Below are 18,249 nucleotides of genomic sequence, written 5' to 3'. Positions count from 1 at the left end.
CCGTTGAACGTCGACCTTTTCGACTTCGACCTGCCGACCGATCGTATCGCACTCCGGCCCGAAACGCCGCGCGATGCCGCACGGCTGTTGGTCTTAGAAGGGGATGCAACACGCGACCTACGCGTCACGGATCTGGCTGGACAGCTGCGTCGCGGCGACCTGCTGGTGTTCAACGACACGCGGGTCATTCCGGCGCAGCTCGAGGGGCGTCGTGCTGGGATCGAGCAGGACGGGCAGCTATCGTCCGGGGCGAAGATCGGGGCGACGCTGCACAAGCGCGAAGGGCCGCGACGTTGGCGCGCCTTCATTCGAAATGCGCGCCGTCTGCGCGATGGGGATCCGATCGATTTTGGCAACGGCGTCGTCGCCCGGGCGGTCGACCGGGCAGACGACGGCAGCTACGCGCTCGAATTCGCAGGCGACGAACCGATCGAACTGCTGCTTGATCGCGCGGGGCGAATGCCCTTGCCTCCCTATATCGCGGCGAAGCGCCCGACGGACGCGCGCGACGCCGAGGATTACCAGACAATGTTCGCCGCCGAGCCCGGCGCGGTCGCGGCGCCGACTGCGGCGCTGCACTTCACCCCATCGGTGATGGCGGCGCTCGAGGCTGCGGGCATCGGGAAGGCAACGCTGACGCTGCACGTCGGTGCGGGCACGTTCCTGCCGATGAAGGTGGACGATACCGACGATCACCAGATGCATGCCGAATGGGGCCGGATCGATGCGACCACGGCGGACCAGCTGAATGCGGTGCGCGCCGCCGGCGGCCGGGTGATCGCGGTCGGCACGACATCGCTGCGACTGATCGAGAGCGCGACCGGTGACGACGGCGTCATCCGCCCGTTTGAGGGCGACACGGCGATCTTCATCACGCCGGGCTACCGCTTCAAGGGGATTGATGGCCTGATGACCAATTTCCACCTTCCGCGATCGACGTTGTTCATGCTGGTATCGGCGCTGATGGGACGCGAGCGGATGCAGGCCGGCTATGCGCATGCAATTGCGGCCAAGTATCGCTTTTACAGCTATGGCGATGCCAGCCTGCTGCTGCCATGACCGGCCCATGTTGATCCCATTGATTCTGGCCTTGCAGGTCGTGCCTTCCGCTGGGATCGCGCAACCGCCCGCAACGATCTTTGCCGAACCGGCCGCAATGCTGATCGCCGCCTGCGATGCGGATCGCGACGCGCGCGTGACCAGGCCTGAACTCGACACTTGCCTCGCGCGGAGCTTTGCGGGCGCCGAGGGCAGCACGACGGGCAAGATCGGCTATATCGCCTATGCCGACTGGTCGCTGAAATGGCTTGGCGATCGCAACGCCCTGCCCAGCCCCTTCGAAGTCGATCGCGACGGCGACAACGCGATCACCCTCGCCGAGCTTCAGGCCCGATTTGCGCAATTCTTTCTCCGCTTCGATCGCAACCGCGACGGGGTGCTCGTGCGCGAGGAGCTGCTGACGATCAGGAGCTTTGCCCCCAACGCCCCACCGCGCGGCAAGCGCCGTTAATGGATCATCCCGTGCCCCCTCGTTTCGACTTCACCATTTCTGCCACCGATGGCGCAGCACGCACGGGCCAGATCGCGATGCAGCGCGGCGTGATCCGTACCCCCGCCTTCATGCCGGTCGGCACCGCCGCGACGGTCAAGGCGATGAAGCCCGACGACGTGGCGGCCGCGGGGGCCGACATCATCCTTGGCAACACCTATCATCTCATGCTGCGTCCCGGCGCGGAACGTGTCGCGCGACTGGGCGGGCTTCACGGCTTCATGGGCTGGTCGAAGCCCATCCTGACCGACTCGGGTGGGTATCAGGTGATGAGCCTCGCGGATCTTACCAAGCGGTCCGAGGAAGGGGTGTCGTTCAAATCGCATCTCGATGGTACTCGGCACCTGCTCAGCCCCGAACGGTCGATCGAGATCCAGCGTTTATTGGGGTCGAACATCGTCATGGCGTTCGACGAGCTTGTCCCGACGACCTCGACGCGGGAGGTTCAGGCCGCCGCCATGGAACGATCGATGCGTTGGGCGAAGCGATCACGCGATGCCTTCGATGCAGGCGGTGCCCATGCGGATAACAACGCGATCTTCGGAATCCAGCAAGGCGCGCTGAACGAGTCGTTCCGCAAATCCTCGGCGGACGCGCTGATCGATATCGGCTTTGATGGCTATGCGGTCGGCGGATTGGCGGTCGGCGAAGGACAGGAGGCGATGTTCGGATGCCTGGATTTCGCGCCGGGACAATTGCCCGCCGACAAACCCCGCTACCTGATGGGCGTCGGCAAGCCTGACGATATCGTGGGCGCTGTCGAGCGCGGAATCGACATGTTCGATTGCGTCATGCCGACCCGGTCAGGGCGAACCGGCCAGGCGTTCACGCGCAACGGGCCGATCAACATCCGAAACGCCCGGTTTGCCGAGGACCAGTCGCCGCTGGCGGCCGACTGTGCCTGCCCGGTCTGCGCCACCTGGAGCCGGGCCTATCTGCATCATCTCGTCCGCGCGGGCGAGATGCTTGGCGCGATGTTGATGACCGAACACAATATCTGGTTCTACGAAACGCTGATGGCAGATCTGCGCGCTGCGATCGCCGCCGGCACATTGACGAAGTTCGCAAATGATTTCCGAGCGGAGTATGGTCGGAAATCGAGTTAGGAGAGTGACGTGACCGCCCCCATCACAACGGCTGCCGACGACGATACCCCCAACGAAATTCTCGCCGCAGCCAAGGAAGCAAAGCTTCACGCCGAAGCCGCGGCAAAGGCGACCGTCGAGAAGGCGAAGACCTGGCCGCTTGCGAAGATCGGGCTTGGCGTCGGCATAGGATCTGCCGCCATCGCCGGCGCGGTGCTTTTCAACCGCTCGCGTACCCAGAAGTAAGGACACAGATGCGCCACCTCCGCTACGCATTGCTGCTCGGTGCAGCCTGTTGTCCTTCAGCGGTGGTGGCGCAGTCCGCCCCCCCAAAGCATACGTCGAACGTGTCGGTAAAAGCGCTCGCCTTCACCGAACGCGTGCTGGCCAACGGTTTGCGTGTCTACGCCATCCGGGACACGGCGACACCCAACGTGTCGGTCCAGGTCTGGTATGACGTCGGGTCCAAGGACGATCCAAAGGGCCGGTCCGGCTTTGCCCATATGTTCGAACATCTGATGTTCAAATCGACCCGCAATCTGGTGTCGGAGCAGATGGACCGGCTAACCGAGGACGTCGGCGGCTATAACAACGCATCGACCAACGACGACTATACGAATTATTACGAGGTGGTTCCGGCCAATCACCTGCAGCGTCTGCTGTTTGCAGAGGCCGACCGGATGGCGAGCCTTGTCGTCGAACCTAAAAGCTTCGCGTCTGAACGCGACGTCGTGAAGGAGGAGCTTCGCCAGAGCACCCTGGCCCGGCCCTATGGCAAGCTGTTCTCCCTCTATTATCCAGCGCTTGCCTATGCACGACATCCCTATGCACGTGGTACGATCGGCAGCCTGGAAAATCTCGAAGCCGCCGGCATCGACGACGTCCGCGCTTTTCATGCAACCTATTACCGACCCGACAATGCGGTCCTAGTCGTCTCGGGCAATTTCGAGCCTGCACAGCTCGACCGCTGGATCGACACCTACTTCGCCCCCATCAAGAAGCCGGTCGGGGCAATTCCCCGGGTAACGGTCGCCGAGCCGGCCCGTACCCAAGCCGTGACGCGTACCGTTTACGAGCCCAACACGCCGCTCCCCGCGGTGCTGATCAGCTATCATATCCCGGCGGATCGCGCTGCCGACATCCCCGCGCTCAGTCTCCTGAAAGCGATATTGTCGGAGGGCGAAAGCTCGCGGCTCTACGAAAGCGTCGTCTACCGCGATCAACTTGCGCAGTCCGCCGACGCCATGATCGACAGCAAGCAGTCGACCGGCAATCTGGTCGTCTACGCCATCATGGCCGGGGGCAAGAGCGTTGACGCTGGCGAGGCCGCGCTCAAACGAGAGATCGCACGGCTGCGCGACGCCCCCGTCACCCCTGCCGAACTGGCCGAGGCGAAGAACGAAATCCTGACTGCATCGATCATTGCCCGGGAAACCGCCGAAGGAAAGGCGAGCACCCTTGCGTCATCGGTGATCGTGGATGGTGATCCGCGCGCCGCAGACCGCCAGCTCGCGGCCATTGCGCAGGTCACGGCCGCAGATATCCAGCGCGTCGCACGGACCTATCTGGCTGACGCGCAGTCCGCGACGATCCGTTATCTCCCGCTCGATGCCAAGCCTGCTGCGACGCCGGTCGCGACGATCGATGTGGCTCCCAGCGTCCGCGTTGCCGATCTTAAGGCGCCCGCCAACGTCGAGATCGTTACCCCCGCCGCGGAAGGACAGCGCGTCCTTCCCCCCGCCCCCGGCATACCGATATCGCCGACCCTACCCCAGCCGATCACAACGCAGCTCGCCAACGGCATGCGGCTTATCACCGTGGAACGGCACGATCTGCCGATCGTCACCGCCTATCTTGTTACCGGTGGCGGCGCGGCAACCGATCCTGCCAATCGGGCAGGCGTCAGCAGCCTGGCGGCCGAGTTGCTGACCAAAGGCACGCGCACGCGGACAGCCACGCAGATAGCACGGCAGATCGAAGGCCTCGGCGGATCGATCGGCAGCGATGCAGGCAGCGACGGTGCCTCCGTCGACGTCACGGTGAAGGCTGATCAGCTTGCCCCCGCGCTGTCGATCCTCGCCGACGTGGCGATGCACCCTGCATTCGCGCCCGACGAAATCGAACGGGCACGGACGCAGCAGGTCGACGCAGTATCACTCGCGCTTAAGACTCCGGCGCAGCTGGCCGCACTGGTCGCCGATCGGGCGGTTCTAGGCACGTCTGCCTATGGCGCGCCGATCGGCGGAACGCCGATCTCGTTGAAGGCGATCACCCGGGCCGACATCACCGCGGCCTATGCGCGCAGCTTCAGCCCCGATCAGGCTACGCTCATCATGGTCGGCGACGTCACCGCAGCGCAGGCGAAGACGCTGGCCGACGCCCAATTCGGCCCCTGGAAGAAGACCGGCGCGGCGACGACACCCGCCATGGCGATCGATTACCCGGCGCCTCGCGTGATCGTCGTCGACATGCCCGATGCGGGCCAGGCTGGCGTCGTCGTCGCCCGGCCGGCGATCGCACGTACCGACCCCCGCTATTATTCGCTGGCGGTAGCGAACACCGTGCTTGGCGGAGGCTTCTCTTCACGATTGAACCAGGAAATCCGGATCAAGCGCGGTCTGGCCTATGGCGCAGGCAGCACGCTGGACGCGGGGAAGACACAGGGAACGGTTGCCGCGCGGACACAGACCAAGAACCCTACCGCAACGGAAGTCGTCTCGCTGATCGCAGCGGAGCTGGCGGGCATGGGCAAGGCGCCCGTATCCCCGGGCGAACTGGAGACACGCAAGGCGGTACTTGTCGGGAATTTCGGGCGCGGGATCGAGACGACGTCCGGCGTGGCGGGAATTCTGGGATCCTATGTCCAGAACGGCGTCAGCGTCGATGAACTGCAGCAGTTTACGGCAAAGGTTGGCGCAGTTGATTCCGCGTCGGTCCAAACCGCAGCCGCGGCGCTGCTCGATCCCAAAAAGGCCAGTATTGTGGTTGTCGGCGATGCCAGGCAGTTCGCCCCCTCGCTCCGTCAAGCCTACCCGCAGACCGAGCTGATCCCCGAGGCTGCGTTAAAGCTCGATACCGCCGCACTTAAATGACTCTCGTCGGGAGGACCGCGGGCATTCGGTAGCGGAACGGTAGGGTTTCCTGCGATATGGCTGGCCGTCTTTGATGACGGTGGCGCAAGGATAGCGGGATTTTGAACACGACGCGCTGGGCCTCCCGGTCATCGAGACGACGATGGTTGCCGGTGGCCATATCCGGCGTGATCGCGTCGACCGCGCTGTTTGCGCACGCGGCGTTCCGCTACGCGCCAAGGGATGCCGGGACACCTCTGCGCGGCGGTGATGGCGAGGGGCCCCATAGCAATGCCCTCAAGAGCATTCCCGGGGACTTTGGGGCTCCCGTCCCCGGGGTGACGGGAACGACCGCCCTCCCCAAGGTGCCCAGTTCCGTTGATATTCGTACAGGGGATCCCGGCGTCGTGGCAGCGCGTCCCTTTTCAATGACGGGGACCAGCGCGGCGGACCGGGCCCGGGCGTTGTTCTGCCTGACGACTGCGATCTATTACGAGGCCGCATCCGAACCCGATGCCGGGCAACGCGCGGTTGCTCAGGTCATTCTCAATCGTGTCCGCCATCCCGCCTTCCCGGCAAGCGTCTGCGGCGTGGTCTATCAGGGGCCCCATTCGGGCGGGGCACCGACTGCATGTCAATTCAGCTTTGCCTGTGACGGCGCGACCGCGCACGCGCCGGCCAGCTTTGCGTGGGTCCGGGCCGAGCGGAATGCGGCGATGGTTTTGGCAGGCTATGTGTATTCGCCGGTCGGGCTGGCAACGCATTATCATACCTATGCCGTCACGCCGCCTTGGAGCCGCAGTCTGGTGATGACGGCGGTGGTCGGCGCACATTTCTTCCACCGGTGGAAAGGCTATTGGGGCACCGCTGCGGCCTTTAAGCAGCACTATCTCGGCCGTGAGCCGCTGTCAGGTAGGGCCACCGGCGCGGCATTTGCAGCACTTCCGACCACAGCGCGGCCAGACATCGCGGATGGCGCCAGAGGCGCCTCGGGTTCGGGTGTCGTGATGTCGGCTACGGTGCAAACCAATGCGGGGATCGGATCGACGCCTGCCGAGGCGGATCGATTACCACCCGCGCCGGAAATACTCGACCGGTGGAAGGATACCGGCGGGTTGCGCTGACGTTGCGGCATGTCGCCATGCCCAAACGCTGGATATGGAAACGGCCGCCGATAGCGGCGGCCGTCCAGAGCCGATCTTATTCGGCGGGAATCATGGTAGAGTTCGCCATGCGCTCGCCACCGGGAGGGGCAGCTTCGCGGGCGGCGCGCAATGTCTGCGTACGCTCGGCGCGGCTGGCCATGTCATCCCAGGCCTTTTCGGCGCGGCGGCAGCGGTCGCGGACGTTGTCGAGCGAGGCGGCATCGCCGTTGCGACGCTCTTCTTCAGCGCGGGCCCGGTAGAATTCTGGATTATCGGCCATGCTGCTGCGCTCCTGAGGAACTAGAGGAAGTAGGCGCGGCGACCAGATGGGTCGCCGCGCCGCAACCGAAATCAGTCATCGGCGGACAAGTCCGCCGACAGCCTCAGTCGGCCGGCTGGAGGTTCACAGCCGACTGCTTGCCGCGCTTGTCGGGCTCGAGCTCGTAGGTGACGCGCTGGTTCTGGTTCAGCGTGGGCATGCCGGCGCGCTCAACCGCGGTGATGTGCACGAATGCATCGTTGCCACCGCCATCGGGAGCGATGAAGCCATAGCCCTTGTCGGCGTTGAAGAACTTTACGGTGCCAGTGATAGCCATGCGATGGCTCCTTCTTTGTTATGGGGCAATCCGAGGTTCGGACCGCCCGATGCCGCGGAGCAGGGAAAGAAGGAGAAAGGTGCCGCAAAGCGCCAAGAACCGTCGATATGCGACTGTAGCAAATCTCCATATGGGCCAGACGACCCGAAATTGCAAATCTGGCGGTGTTTTTAGACGACCATTACCATAAGAAAGATCCCCCGCAGCACCAAGGCCGGCGGCGTAACAGAACGCCGCCAGCCCCGGTCATTAGCGGCAGCGTGCCGGGGTGTTGCTGCGATCGACCGCCCGTCCGGCGAGCGCGCCGCCGGCGGCGCCGAGCACGGTGCCGAGCAGACCCGAACCGCCGGGTGCGATCACGTTGCCGAGCACGCCGCCGGCCACGCCGCCGACGATCAGACCAGTCGTCCCGTCGTTGCGGCGGCAATAATAGCGGCCGTCATTGCCGCGATAGATGCGGTCGTTGTTCGACAGGCGGCGTTCGCGGTAGCGGCGGTCGTCACGGTAGTAGCGGCCGGCGTCGTAGCTGCCATAGGCAGGGTCGGGCCGGTTATAGTCGTAGGACCGATAGCGCGGGTCGACGCCGTAGCGGTCGCCGCCACCGCCGACGCAGCCGGCGATCAGGGTGGAGGCGGCCATAAGGCCCAGCGTCATAGCGCGCATTTCGTGTCCTTTCAGGGGTTTGTCGGTATCACCTCAATGCTCGGCGCCGGCCTTTGTTGCCGGCGCCGGTGCACTCAGTCTTGCAGACCTGCGGGAACGGTGCCGCCATTCTTGGCCAGTTCGCGCATCACGGCCTTGTGCAGCCAGATGTTCATCTCCGCGCTGCCGTCCTTGGCACCGGTATAGCCGAGTTCGGTGGCGAGTTCCTTGCGGTTGTCGAGGCTGGAGTCGAGGTCGAGCAGCTTCATCAGGTCGACGATCGAGCTGCGCCAGTTGAGGTCCGAATTCTTGCGCGACGCCATGCCCGAGAGCACCGCCTCGACATCGACCGGCTGAGTGGCGGCGGGGGCGGTCTGCGTAGTGGGTGCCGCCGGGGCAGCGGGGGCGGGCTTCGGGGCGATGGCGGCGGGGGCCGGCGCGGGTGCGGGGGCGGCGGGCTTGGGGGTGCCGAAATGGCCGCTGCCGAGCGGGCCCTTTTCGCCGAAGATGGCGGATTTGATCTTGCTGAAAATGCTCATGAAATTCTCCGTGAAAAAACTGAAATCAGGTGACCGGCAGCGTCGCGGGACGCAGCGAGTCATATTCCGCCTTGGTCGGGACCGCGGTGGGATCGGGGCGGAAGGCGTCGGGCGCGCGGTCGGCGGGGCCGGGATGCGGGCGGGCGGGGGCGAGATCGGGGGCGGCATGCTCGGCCGGATTGGCGGGCGCGCGGCGCAGCCAGGCCGCGAGCAGCGCGCCGCCCAGGCCGAGCGCGGCGACCCCCGCGGCGATCGCGGTGCGACCGAAGGTCTTGGGCTTGCGGTGCGGGTGACGCACGGGGGTTGGCATGACGAATGTCCTGGTTGTTGCGCAGCCTCAACGGCTTGCGTGCAACCCTGTTCCCGGATCGAGGCCGGGTTCGGCACCGGAACCGTCGCCGGGATCCGCCGACGCGGCGAGCTGAACCGTCAGGGCGGCGATCCGCGTCGTGACGCGCGCGAACCAGCGGTCGCGATCCTGCCGCTCCGACGCCGCGAGCGACGCGCGCGACAGATCCTGCGCCGCGTCCATCAGCTCCGCCTCGGCCGGCGTGAGCGCACGGGCATAGTCGTCGTCGCCATAGTCGCCGACCACCGCGCCGGCGAACCCCGCAGGCGGCGGGAAGCGGGTGCGCCATGCGCCGGTCGCCGCGCAGCGCCAGACGGGCGGGTCGAAACCGGGCAGCGCGCCCCCGACGTCCCCCGCCTCCGCATAGTCATCGTCGTCGTCATAATCATAGTCGTCGTCGTCCTCCTCCGCGGCCGAATGTTGCGAATGTTGAGACGATAGCGCGGTTTCGTCGTCCCCGGCGGGAGGGGGCGCGGGGGGCGGCGGGGCGAGCGCGACCATCCCGGCGGCCTCGGCGCGCGCCCATTGCTCGCCGCTCCAGCCGGCGCGCGCGGCGGGATCGAGATCGGCGATATCGACCTCGGCCGCGGTCGCGACGCCGGTGCGGACGAGCCGGTCGGCGGCGGCGAGCGCGTAGATCGGCCCGAGGTCATGCGCATCGCCGCCCGCGGGATCATCGGCGCCCCCCGCCCCGGCCCATGCCCCGGCCCCTGCCCCGCCGGTCCGCCGCGCGAGGAACAGCCCCGCGCGCGCCGCGCCCTGATCGCGCCCGACGAGATCGAGATAGGCGTCGAATTCCTGCGCGACGAGCCGCGCGGCCTTGGCATCCGCATCGGGCGCGCTCTCGGCCTGGCGATCGAGCCGGGCGAGCAGCGCGAGGCCGAGCCGGTTGTCATATTTGTGCCGGGTGATGACCGTCTCGCCGCGGACGATCGTGTCGACCGTCCCCTCGAGCGCGCGGACGAGCAATGTCTCGGCGATCGAATCGCGCGCGACGAGCGCGGCGGCGCGCCAGCCGAGCGCGAACACCGCGCCCTTGGCGGTGCGGCGGAACGCATAGGCCGAGGTGGCGGACACGCCGACGCGGCGCGCGGCGACATCGACCCCGTGCCCCTCGGCGAGCGCCTCGAGAAAGCGGCGCTGGTTGGCGGCGGACCAGCCGTCCTGGCGGCGCGAGCCGCAGGCGGCGTCCGGTGGCATGAGGTCGAGCGCGTCGCGCGCGGGCCGGTGCGGATCGGGGTGGTGGCCGGGCGTGTCCGGGTCGCCGGGCGCGCGGGGCGGCGGCGCGGCGGCGGGCGTTTCGAGGGGGTCGTCGTCGTCCTCCTCCGCGCCGCCGGTGACGAAGGTGGTGGGCGGCGAGGCCGTCACGGCCGTGTAGCGATCGTCGGTGCGGGGACCGCTCGCGGGGGCGCCGCCTTCGGAGATGATGGCGCGGGGGACCGCCAGCCCCGCGCCCGGGACGGCGGGGCCGGGCTGCACGCGCAGCCGCGCAGGCGTGCCGCCCCATCTGGGGGTGTCGGCGGTCGAGGTGATGCGGGGCTTTATGGGCTCGGGCGCGTAGAGCGCGGCATAGTCGGTGCCGGGGACCGTCGCGAAGGCCGGTGCGCGGGGCGGCGTGTCGGAACGTTTGTTCACGGTTTGATCCTATCCCGAGGGGAGAGGACTGATCAGATATGCTGAAACGGGGGTAGTAGGACAGCCCCCCGGGGCGGTCATTCCGTACCTTTCGCCGAGGTGTTTCGTGCAATTCGGCGGTCGGGCGGCGGTGGGGGGCCGGATCGGGCGGCAGAGACGGCGCGACTCGGCAGAGGGGTTGCGGGGTCGGGCAGCAGGTGACGTTGCGGCTCAATCCCGACGTGCTGGCGACATTTCGCGAGGGCGGGCCGGGCTGGCAGGGGTGGATCGTTACGGCGTTGCGCGCGGCGGCGGGGCTTCAGGGATAACGCTGGCGGGCGTGGAGGACAGCTAGGATCTTAACCGTTTTGGTGACGCGGTAGACGAGCAGTTGGGATGAACCACCGCCTCGCGGGTGCCGACCGTCCTGCCAGTCCGTTGGCTTTACGCAGGATTGGCGACACGATGCTTCATTTGTGAACGATCAGTCAGTCCATCGCCGGCCATTCATAACCGCCCTACTTCCGCAGATCTCGCATTTGACTTGACATGATACGCTCTATCGTTCGGGCCCTGTCGAATACACCTGCGTCCAACGCCTCGATAACATCCTCGTCGGTCAAAACGATAATCGCCCCTTGAGCAGACCGGTAGGCATCGGCACACCGGTCGGCCAACCTGCCCTTGTTCGTTACCTCGCGGCAGAAAAGCATTCCGAAGCGGCCACGACGAGGATCAAATCTGCCAATAAGCTGGTCAAGTTCGGGGTTAGCGATGTCGTGAGAGTAGTTTTTGCATTCAATCATCACTTCGCTAGACATCAGAAACGGGTGCGTCCTCACCAGACTAAAAAATCCGGCAGTAGAACTATTATCGAAAGCAATGTCTATTCTTTTACGGTCACCATTAAGTGGCCGCTCCAGCACTGGATTTGTAAGCTCAGGATAGAACATGAAATGCGCTATTCCAACAATCAGAGACTGATAATCCGCAGAATGCTTTGCACCCGACGGAAGCTTACGAAGAGCATCTATAATATGATTGGTAAACTCAATCTCTCGAAAGTCGTCACCATGAAAACCCATAAGGGAGTTTATGCTTAAAGGGTTATGTCTAAAGAATGATGACTTAAATTTATCGTAAATATCAGGATGATTGGTTGAGAATTCTTCAAGTGTTCCCTTCGTATTTGGAAATTTTCTTTCTATATCAGTTTTGAATACCTTTTTTTCTGCCGGGCCAAACTTTTTTGGTATCAGGCTAACCAAAGGTCCGTTTTTATTTAGCTGATCTTGCCTTATGTAGTTTATAAAGAATTTATTATAATATTGAGTCCCGGCTTTCGAAAAATCATAGCGCCACTTAACGAATCTTTTTGGCACAAGAAGAATTCTCCGGTCTTTAACGACAGGTATTTCGTCGAAGTCCTCCTCCCACTTGGCATCAACGGGGTCCCATAATAGTCCAGTTGGTATATTGTTATTTATTTCTAGGCCCATAAGATCGAACTGATCCTGTGTATACTTTATCAGATGCCGCCTGATAATATTTGTCGTTATATCCGATACAATATCAGGGCCCACGCCGCGGACGAACATCAGGACATCGTTCAAGTCCTGAACTAGCCCCGTCTTGAGAGCCTTACTTGTCTTAATTCGCTCGAAAATGATGCTTGCTTGGAGATGGCCCAGCCCTCGGCCTTTGGGCAGACCCTTGGATAATCCAAGGTGAATTTCGTCTGGCTCACGAAGTGCAGCGAGCAACCTTTCGCCCATTTCATCGTCGCCCTCGCCTGCCGCATGAAGCACGGCATCAAAAAAGCTAGTGATATCAGCAGCACATTTTTGCGCAAAATACCCGGGGCAATCGTGAAATGCGGCAGGGTCTATAAAAAGCGGTGTGTCCGTATCTAAGTCGATATCAACAAAGTCGAGCTGCGGTTGACTTTTTCTTAAGCCAAGAGCTTCCGAAAACAGCATATCGATCCGATCTATGACATATTACATAGTACCATTGGATCCTAAAACTAGGAACATGTAAAGCCGAGCGGGCAGACTCAATTGACCGCCTACCACCACCCTCTTTTCCAGCACCGGCGCCAGATATTTCCCGTGAAGCTCCCCTTGGCCTTCTCCAACTTATCCGACTTGCAACGCAGCTAATGCGGGAACTCGCGCGGTTGTCGTTCCGCGATCCCGATCTGTCGGTTGGCAGGCGTGGCATGCATTTCCTTGCACCCCTCTCCCCAACCCTCTCCCCAGAGGGGAGAGGGAGTTTGGGTTAGGCCGCCACCACGCGCTTCTCCAGCAACGTCGCCAGATAATGCCCCGTGAAGCTGCCCTTGGCCTTCGCCACCTTCTTCGGTTTGTAACGCCGCTAATGCAGGAACCCACGCGGTTGTCGTTCCGCGATCCTGATCGGTCGGTTGGCAGGCGTGGCAGACCTTCCCTTACGCCCCTCTCCCCAGCCCTCTCCCCTGAGGGGAGAGGGCGTTTGGGTCAGGCCGCCACCACCTTCTTCTCCAGCAGCGGCGCCAGATACTTGCCCGTGAAGCTGCCCTTGGCCTTGGCGACCTTTTCCGGCGTGCCTTCGGCGACGATCTCGCCGCCCTTGACGCCGCCCTCCGGCCCCAGGTCGAGGACCCAGTCGGCGGTCTTGATGACGTCGAGATTATGCTCGATCACGACGACGGTGTTGCCCTGCTCGACGAGCGCGTGGAGGACTTCGAGGAGTTTGCGGACGTCCTCGAAATGCAGGCCGGTGGTGGGCTCGTCGAGGATGTACAGCGTGTTGCCGGTCGCGCGGCGCGAGAGTTCCTTGGCGAGCTTGACGCGCTGCGCCTCGCCGCCCGAGAGCGTCGTCGCCTGCTGGCCGACCTTGACGTAGCCGAGGCCGACCTCGACGAGCATCGCCATCTTGTCGCGGATCGGGGGGACCGCCTTGAAGAACTCGGCGGCATCCTCGACGGTCATGTCGAGCACGTCGGCGATGCTGTGGCCCTTGAACTTCACCTCGAGCGTCTCGCGATTGTAGCGCGCGCCGTGGCAGACGTCGCACTGCACATAGACGTCGGGGAGGAAGTGCATCTCGATCTTGAGCACGCCGTCGCCCTGGCACGCCTCGCAGCGGCCGCCCTTGACGTTGAAGCTGAACCGGCCGGGCTTGTAGCCGCGCGCCTGGGCTTCGGGGAGGCCGGCGAACCAGTCGCGGATCTGCGTGAAGCTGCCGGTGTAGGTGGCGGGGTTGCTGCGCGGGGTGCGGCCGATCGGCGACTGGTCGATGTCGATGACCTTGTCGAGATATTGCAGGCCGGTGATCTTGTCGTGCTTGCCCTGGACGATGCGCGCGCCGTTCAGCTCGCGCGCGGCGGCGGCGTAGAGCGTGTCGATCGTGAAGCTCGACTTGCCCGACCCCGAGACGCCGGTGACGCAGGTGAAGGTGCCGAGCGGGATGCTCGCGGTGACGCCCGTCAGGTTGTTCGCGGTGGCGTTGTGGACGGTGAGCTTCTTGCCGTTGCCCTTGCGCCGCGTGGCGGGGACAGGGACTTCGCGCGTGCCGTTGAGATAATCCGCGGTTATGCTGCCCTTCGACTTCAGGATCTGTTTCAGCGTGCCCTGCGCGACGACCTGGCCGCCGCGGACGCCCGCGCCGGGGCCCATGTCGATGATATAGTCGGCGGTGCGGATCGCGTCCTCGTCATGCTCGACGACGAGCACGGTGTTGCCGAGATCGCGCAGGCGGCGCAGCGTCTTGAGGAGCATGTCGTTGTCGCGCTGGTGCAGGCCGATGCTGGGCTCGTCAAGGACGTAGAGCACGCCCGACAGGCCGCTGCCGATCTGCGACGCGAGGCGGATGCGCTGGCTCTCGCCGCCGCTTAGGGTTCCCGAGGTGCGGTCGAGGTTGAGATAGTCCAGGCCGACATTGTTGAGGAAGCCGAGGCGCTCGACGATTTCCTTCAGGATGCGCTCGGCGATCGCGTTCTGCTGGTCGCCGAGATGCTGCGGCATGTCGGTGAAGAACTGGAGCGCGTCGACGACCGAGAGGTGCGTGGCGTAGCTGATGTCCTTCATCGCGATCTTGACCGCGAGCGCCTCGGGTTTCAGGCGCGCGCCGGCGCAGACCTCGCACGGGGCGGCGGACTGGTATTTGTTCAGCTCCTCGCGCATCCACGCGCTCTCGGTCTGGAGCAGGCGGCGGTTGAGGTTGCCGATGACGCCCTCGAACGGCTTGGAGACGTCGTATTTCTTCTTGCCGTCGATGAAGGTGAGCGTGACGGGCTTGCCCTTCGAGCCGTGCAGGATGACGCGCTGGACCTCCTCGGGGAGCTCGCCCCAGGGGGTCTCGATGTCGAACTTGTATTCGCGCGCGAGGCTGCCGAGGACCTGCATGTAATAGGGCGAGGGCGGGTTGGATTTCGCCCAGGGGACGACCGCGCCCTTCTTGATGCTGAGCATGTGGTTGGGGACGACGAGGTCTTCGTCGAACAGCAGCTTCTCGCCGAGGCCGTCGCAGGCCGGGCACGCGCCTTGCGGGGCGTTGAACGAGAACAGGCGCGGCTCGATCTCGGAGATGGTGAAGCCGCTGACCGGGCAGGCGAACTTCTCGCTGAAGACGATGCGGCCGTCGGGGGCGTTGCTGCCGAGGATTTCGGACTTCGGCGTGTGCGGCTCGACCGGGTCGGCGGGGTCGACATAGGCGAGGCCCTCGGCGAGTTTCAGCGCGGTTTCGAACGATTCCGCGAGACGCGTCGATATCTCGCCGCCGACGACGAGGCGGTCGACGACGACCTCGATGTCGTGCTTGTACTTCTTGTCGAGCGCGGGCGCCTCGTCGATGTCGTGGATCGTGCCGTCGATGCGGACGCGGGTGAAGCCCGCCTTCTGCCACTCGGCGAGCTCCTTGCGATACTCGCCCTTGCGGCCGCGGACGACGGGGGCGAGCAGGTACAGCCGCGTGCCCTCGGGGAGCGCCATGACGCGGTCGACCATCTGGCTGACGGTCTGCGCGGCGATCGGCTCACCGGTCGCGGGGGAATAGGGGATGCCGACGCGCGCCCAGAGCAGGCGCATGTAATCGTAGATCTCGGTGACGGTCGCGACGGTCGAGCGCGGATTGCGGCTCGTCGTCTTCTGCTCGATCGAGATGGCGGGCGAGAGGCCCTCGATATGGTCGACATCGGGCTTCTGCATCAGTTCAAGGAACTGGCGGGCATAGGCGGACAGGCTCTCGACGTAGCGGCGCTGACCCTCGGCATAGATGGTGTCGAAGGCGAGGCTCGACTTGCCCGAGCCGGACAGCCCGGTGATCACCGTCAGCGTGTCGCGGGGGATGTCGATATCGACGTCCTTGAGATTGTGTTCACGCGCGCCGCGTACGGAAATCTTGGTCAGCATAGGAGAGTCTGTTCCACATTTGTTCGGACGCGACAAGCCCGGGAGGGTGCCGGGCGGGTGCTCGCAAAGATGGGTAACGCCGAACCATTGTCCAAGGTGCCGACGATAGTTACATAGTGTATTGTTAGTACAATACAGTGCTGGAGACCGAGATGGGCAAGAAGAAGGAGCGTCGCGAACGCGAGGCGCGCGAGCGCGAGGCCGAGATGGGCGCGACGAAAGGCGAGGGTTTCGAGGCGCGCTGGTCCGCCAAGGCGGGCAAGCATGGCGGCGCGGCGCCGTTCGCGGGGATCGCGGCGGCGCTGACGCGGCAGATGGGGACGCCCGCGGGACGCCAGGTGATCGCGGCCGGGCTGATGATGGCGGCGACCGCGATCACGGCGAAGGATATGCGAGGCGCGACGCCGCCGCCTGCACCGCCCGAGCCACCGAAGCCGCCCAAGCCGCCAGAACCCTCGGCCGAGGCTTCGACGGAGGCTCCGGGTGCGGCGGCGGCGGGCAGCGGGCCGTTCGCGGGCGAGACGCCGGAACCGCCCAAGAGCGACGCTGCTGCGCTGCCGCCTGAATTCGCCAAGGTGATCGACTCGTTCGCATCGGGCCTGGAGCGGTTCGCGGCGAACTTCGCCAAGCCGCCAAAGGGCTGACCCGCTTGATCCTCCCCCGCAAGGGGGAGGATGCTACGCTCAGCGCGGCGTCGCGGGCGTCGCAGGCGGCACCGGGACCAGTTCGTAGAGATCGAGGATCGCGCCCTGCCCCGCGCGCGTCATCACGAGGCGCCAGCGCAGCGGGCCGACGCGTTCGACGACGCCCGCGACGTCGCGCGAGGGGTTGGTGCCATAGGGCGGCGCGACCTGCGCGGGCGTGGTGCGGACGGTGCCGAGGAACACCTGCCGCCGGTCGGTGTCGGGGTGCAGCCAGCCACCGGGCAGCGTCGTGCCGGTCTGCTTGGTGAAGGAGAGCCCCGCGCCGTCGCCGTCGACATAGCAGAAATCGGGTGCGAAGCTCGCATAGCCCGCTCGCCCGCCGAGCCGGACCAGCCGGCAGCGATAGGAGCCGGGCGACAGCGCGGGCAGATCGAGCGCAGCGGCGGGATCGAGCAGCGCACCCTCGGCCGCGATCCGGCCCGCGAGGCGTCTGGGCACCGCAGCGCGTGCGCGCGTCCAGCTGTCGCCGAGTGCCGCGAGCCGGGCGCGGTCGTCGGGCGTCGCGATCGTCGTCCAGTTTGGGGCGGCCGGTGCGGGGTCCGCCGCCACGGCCGGGGCCTTGCCCGCGCTGCCACCCCGGGGTTGCGTCGCGCAGCCGGCGAGACAGGCCGTTCCTACCGCCAGGATCATCAACGCACGCACGGGCAGGCTCCTTGCACGGCCGGTCGCGACGATGGCGTCGCCGCGGCGTGGAGACGAGTGGCTATGCCGGGCTGGTAAACGGATTGCTAACAACTGCACTAATCTGGCTCAGTTTCGACCCGAGGTGAGGGCTGGATGCGGTGAGGTGCGGGTGAGCGGTTGGTGGAGGTTGGCAGGGTACGAGGCAACCCCCTGCCTGTCGTCATTTCGGCCCGAACCGGGACTCAGGGCAGCGGGCGGGCGCGCTTGGGGCTCTGGGTCCCGGCTTTCGCCGGGATGACGGATGGGGTGCGGGTCGTTGCGGGTTTGCCTGCCGCTACGGCCCGGCGATCGATGGCGAGAGACATGTTGCGCCCACCCCCTGCCGTCATCCCGGGCTCGACCCAGGACCCAGTGCCGCGGGCGGGTGCGCTTGGGGCTCTGGGTCCCGGCTTTCGCCGGGATGACGGGGGGGTGTGGGTCGTTGCGGGTGAGCCTGTAGCTACGGCCCGGCGGTCGACGGCGAGAGAGACATACTGCGCCCACCTCTTCCGTCATCCTGGGCTCGACCCAGGATCCAGAGCCGTGGGGGGTTACACTTGCGGCTCTGGATCCTGGCTTTCGCCAGGATGACGGGGGGGGCGGGTTGTGGCGGGTGCGGGAGCGATTTTGTGGCCCCCCTTCCCGTCATCCCGGCGGACGCCGGGCCCCATGGTCGCGGACCGGGTTATGACGGCACGGGATCGCCGGGTCCGCCGTAACCATGGGTCCCGGCGTTCGCCGGGATGACGGATGGGGTTGAAGGTCGTTGCGGGTTTGCCTGCCGCTACGGCCCGGCGATCGATGGCGAGAGACATGATGCGTTCACCTCTTCCGTCATCCTGGGCTCGACCCAGGATCCAGAGCCGCAGGGGGTTACGCTTGCGGCTCTGGATCCTGGC

At 65.2% G+C, this 18,249-nt stretch carries 16 protein-coding genes and 1 pseudogene; 8 read left to right on the top strand and 9 right to left on the bottom strand.

All coding sequences use genetic code 11. From position 1 onward, the window contains the following. Positions 1–3 precede the first annotated feature (3 nt). The 6 genes from queA to ASE89_RS16365 all read left to right on the top strand — a co-directional run bounded on the left by queA (position 4) and on the right by ASE89_RS16365 (position 6,829). Complete coding sequence (gene queA, locus ASE89_RS16390) at positions 4–1,059, top strand: tRNA preQ1(34) S-adenosylmethionine ribosyltransferase-isomerase QueA (RefSeq protein ID WP_056679853.1); 1,056 nt, start codon at positions 4–6, stop codon at positions 1,057–1,059. A 7-nt stretch (positions 1,060–1,066) separates the two neighbouring features. Next, positions 1,067–1,510, top strand: coding sequence for a calcium-binding protein (locus ASE89_RS16385; RefSeq protein ID WP_056679850.1), 444 nt, complete (start codon positions 1,067–1,069; stop codon positions 1,508–1,510). After that, positions 1,510–2,655 carry a tRNA guanosine(34) transglycosylase Tgt gene (gene tgt / locus ASE89_RS16380; RefSeq protein WP_056679847.1) on the top strand — a complete coding sequence of 382 codons (1,146 nt, stop codon included), beginning with the start codon at positions 1,510–1,512 and terminating at the stop codon, positions 2,653–2,655. The genes ASE89_RS16385 and tgt overlap by 1 nt, the downstream gene beginning before the upstream one ends. A gap of 9 nt (positions 2,656–2,664) precedes the next feature. Further along, the gene (locus ASE89_RS16375; RefSeq protein WP_197979514.1) at positions 2,665–2,880 is read left to right on the top strand and encodes a hypothetical protein; all 216 of its coding nucleotides are present in this window, start codon (positions 2,665–2,667) and stop codon (positions 2,878–2,880) included. A gap of 8 nt (positions 2,881–2,888) precedes the next feature. After that, positions 2,889–5,726, top strand: coding sequence for a M16 family metallopeptidase (locus ASE89_RS16370; protein WP_056679844.1), 2,838 nt, complete (start codon positions 2,889–2,891; stop codon positions 5,724–5,726). Positions 5,727–5,827: 101 nt separating this feature from the next. Continuing rightward, positions 5,828–6,829, top strand: coding sequence for a cell wall hydrolase (locus ASE89_RS16365; RefSeq protein ID WP_236701835.1), 1,002 nt, complete (start codon positions 5,828–5,830; stop codon positions 6,827–6,829). Positions 6,830–6,905: 76 nt separating this feature from the next. Here the strand turns inward: ASE89_RS16365 and ASE89_RS20025 are convergent, their stop codons facing one another. From ASE89_RS20025 to ASE89_RS16335, 6 genes are all read right to left on the bottom strand, one after another. Continuing rightward, complete coding sequence (locus ASE89_RS20025; protein WP_082451641.1) at positions 6,906–7,130, bottom strand: hypothetical protein; 225 nt, start codon at positions 7,128–7,130, stop codon at positions 6,906–6,908. A gap of 103 nt (positions 7,131–7,233) precedes the next feature. Beyond that, a complete protein-coding gene (locus tag ASE89_RS16355) occupies positions 7,234–7,446 on the bottom strand; it encodes a cold-shock protein (RefSeq protein WP_031394996.1) in 213 nt (70 codons plus the stop codon). 249 nt (positions 7,447–7,695) lie between these two features. Then, positions 7,696–8,109: a glycine zipper 2TM domain-containing protein gene (locus tag ASE89_RS16350; RefSeq protein WP_192003563.1), complete on the bottom strand. Its 414-nt coding sequence runs from the start codon at positions 8,107–8,109 to the stop codon at positions 7,696–7,698. A gap of 74 nt (positions 8,110–8,183) precedes the next feature. Then, positions 8,184–8,627, bottom strand: a complete 444-nt coding sequence (locus tag ASE89_RS16345; RefSeq protein ID WP_056679838.1) for a DUF3597 domain-containing protein — start codon at positions 8,625–8,627, stop codon at positions 8,184–8,186. A gap of 25 nt (positions 8,628–8,652) precedes the next feature. Further along, positions 8,653–8,937: a hypothetical protein gene (locus ASE89_RS16340; protein WP_156363526.1), complete on the bottom strand. Its 285-nt coding sequence runs from the start codon at positions 8,935–8,937 to the stop codon at positions 8,653–8,655. Between the two features lie 27 nt (positions 8,938–8,964). Beyond that, positions 8,965–10,611, bottom strand: coding sequence for a hypothetical protein (locus ASE89_RS16335; RefSeq protein ID WP_056679831.1), 1,647 nt, complete (start codon positions 10,609–10,611; stop codon positions 8,965–8,967). Positions 10,612–10,805: 194 nt separating this feature from the next. Between ASE89_RS16335 and ASE89_RS20020 the strand changes: the two are divergent. After that, positions 10,806–10,919, top strand: a pseudogene (locus ASE89_RS20020) (BrnA antitoxin family protein); the annotation flags it as partial. Between the two features lie 189 nt (positions 10,920–11,108). On the opposite strand, the gene ASE89_RS20600 reads toward ASE89_RS20020, so the two are convergent. Together ASE89_RS20600 and uvrA are read right to left on the bottom strand one after the other, a co-directional pair. Beyond that, on the bottom strand, positions 11,109–12,569 hold the full coding sequence (locus ASE89_RS20600; RefSeq protein WP_156363525.1) for a hypothetical protein: 1,461 nt from the start codon (positions 12,567–12,569) through the stop codon (positions 11,109–11,111). Between the two features lie 519 nt (positions 12,570–13,088). Further along, entirely contained in the window at positions 13,089–15,983 is a 2,895-nt protein-coding gene (gene uvrA, locus ASE89_RS16325; protein ID WP_056679825.1) for an excinuclease ABC subunit UvrA, read from the bottom strand. A 137-nt stretch (positions 15,984–16,120) separates the two neighbouring features. On the opposite strand from uvrA, the gene ASE89_RS16320 reads away from it, so the two are divergent. After that, positions 16,121–16,627, top strand: coding sequence for a hypothetical protein (locus ASE89_RS16320; protein WP_056679822.1), 507 nt, complete (start codon positions 16,121–16,123; stop codon positions 16,625–16,627). Between the two features lie 39 nt (positions 16,628–16,666). On the opposite strand, the gene ASE89_RS16315 is transcribed toward ASE89_RS16320, so the two are convergent. Beyond that, entirely contained in the window at positions 16,667–17,329 is a 663-nt protein-coding gene (locus tag ASE89_RS16315; protein ID WP_236701834.1) for a DUF4893 domain-containing protein, read from the bottom strand. Positions 17,330–18,249 lie beyond the last annotated feature (920 nt).

This window comes from Sphingomonas sp. Leaf30 (assembly GCF_001422525.1).
Lineage (GTDB): Bacteria > Pseudomonadota > Alphaproteobacteria > Sphingomonadales > Sphingomonadaceae > Sphingomonas > Sphingomonas aerolata.
This window is presented reverse-complemented; position numbering and strand designations above follow the sequence as displayed.

Coding starts and splice junctions, on each gene's coding strand:
- ASE89_RS16385 (WP_056679850.1), top strand. CDS start 1,067: ATGTTGATCCCATTGATTCTGGCCTTGCAGGTCGTGCCTTCCGCTGGG.
- tgt (WP_056679847.1), top strand. CDS start 1,510: ATGGATCATCCCGTGCCCCCTCGTTTCGACTTCACCATTTCTGCCACC.
- ASE89_RS16370 (WP_056679844.1), top strand. CDS start 2,889: ATGCGCCACCTCCGCTACGCATTGCTGCTCGGTGCAGCCTGTTGTCCT.
- ASE89_RS20025 (WP_082451641.1), bottom strand. CDS start 7,130: ATGGCCGATAATCCAGAATTCTACCGGGCCCGCGCTGAAGAAGAGCGT.
- ASE89_RS16355 (WP_031394996.1), bottom strand. CDS start 7,446: ATGGCTATCACTGGCACCGTAAAGTTCTTCAACGCCGACAAGGGCTAT.
- ASE89_RS16350 (WP_192003563.1), bottom strand. CDS start 8,109: ATGCGCGCTATGACGCTGGGCCTTATGGCCGCCTCCACCCTGATCGCC.
- ASE89_RS16345 (WP_056679838.1), bottom strand. CDS start 8,627: ATGAGCATTTTCAGCAAGATCAAATCCGCCATCTTCGGCGAAAAGGGC.
- ASE89_RS16340 (WP_156363526.1), bottom strand. CDS start 8,937: ATGCCAACCCCCGTGCGTCACCCGCACCGCAAGCCCAAGACCTTCGGT.
- ASE89_RS20600 (WP_156363525.1), bottom strand. CDS start 12,569: ATGCTGTTTTCGGAAGCTCTTGGCTTAAGAAAAAGTCAACCGCAGCTC.
- uvrA (WP_056679825.1), bottom strand. CDS start 15,983: ATGCTGACCAAGATTTCCGTACGCGGCGCGCGTGAACACAATCTCAAG.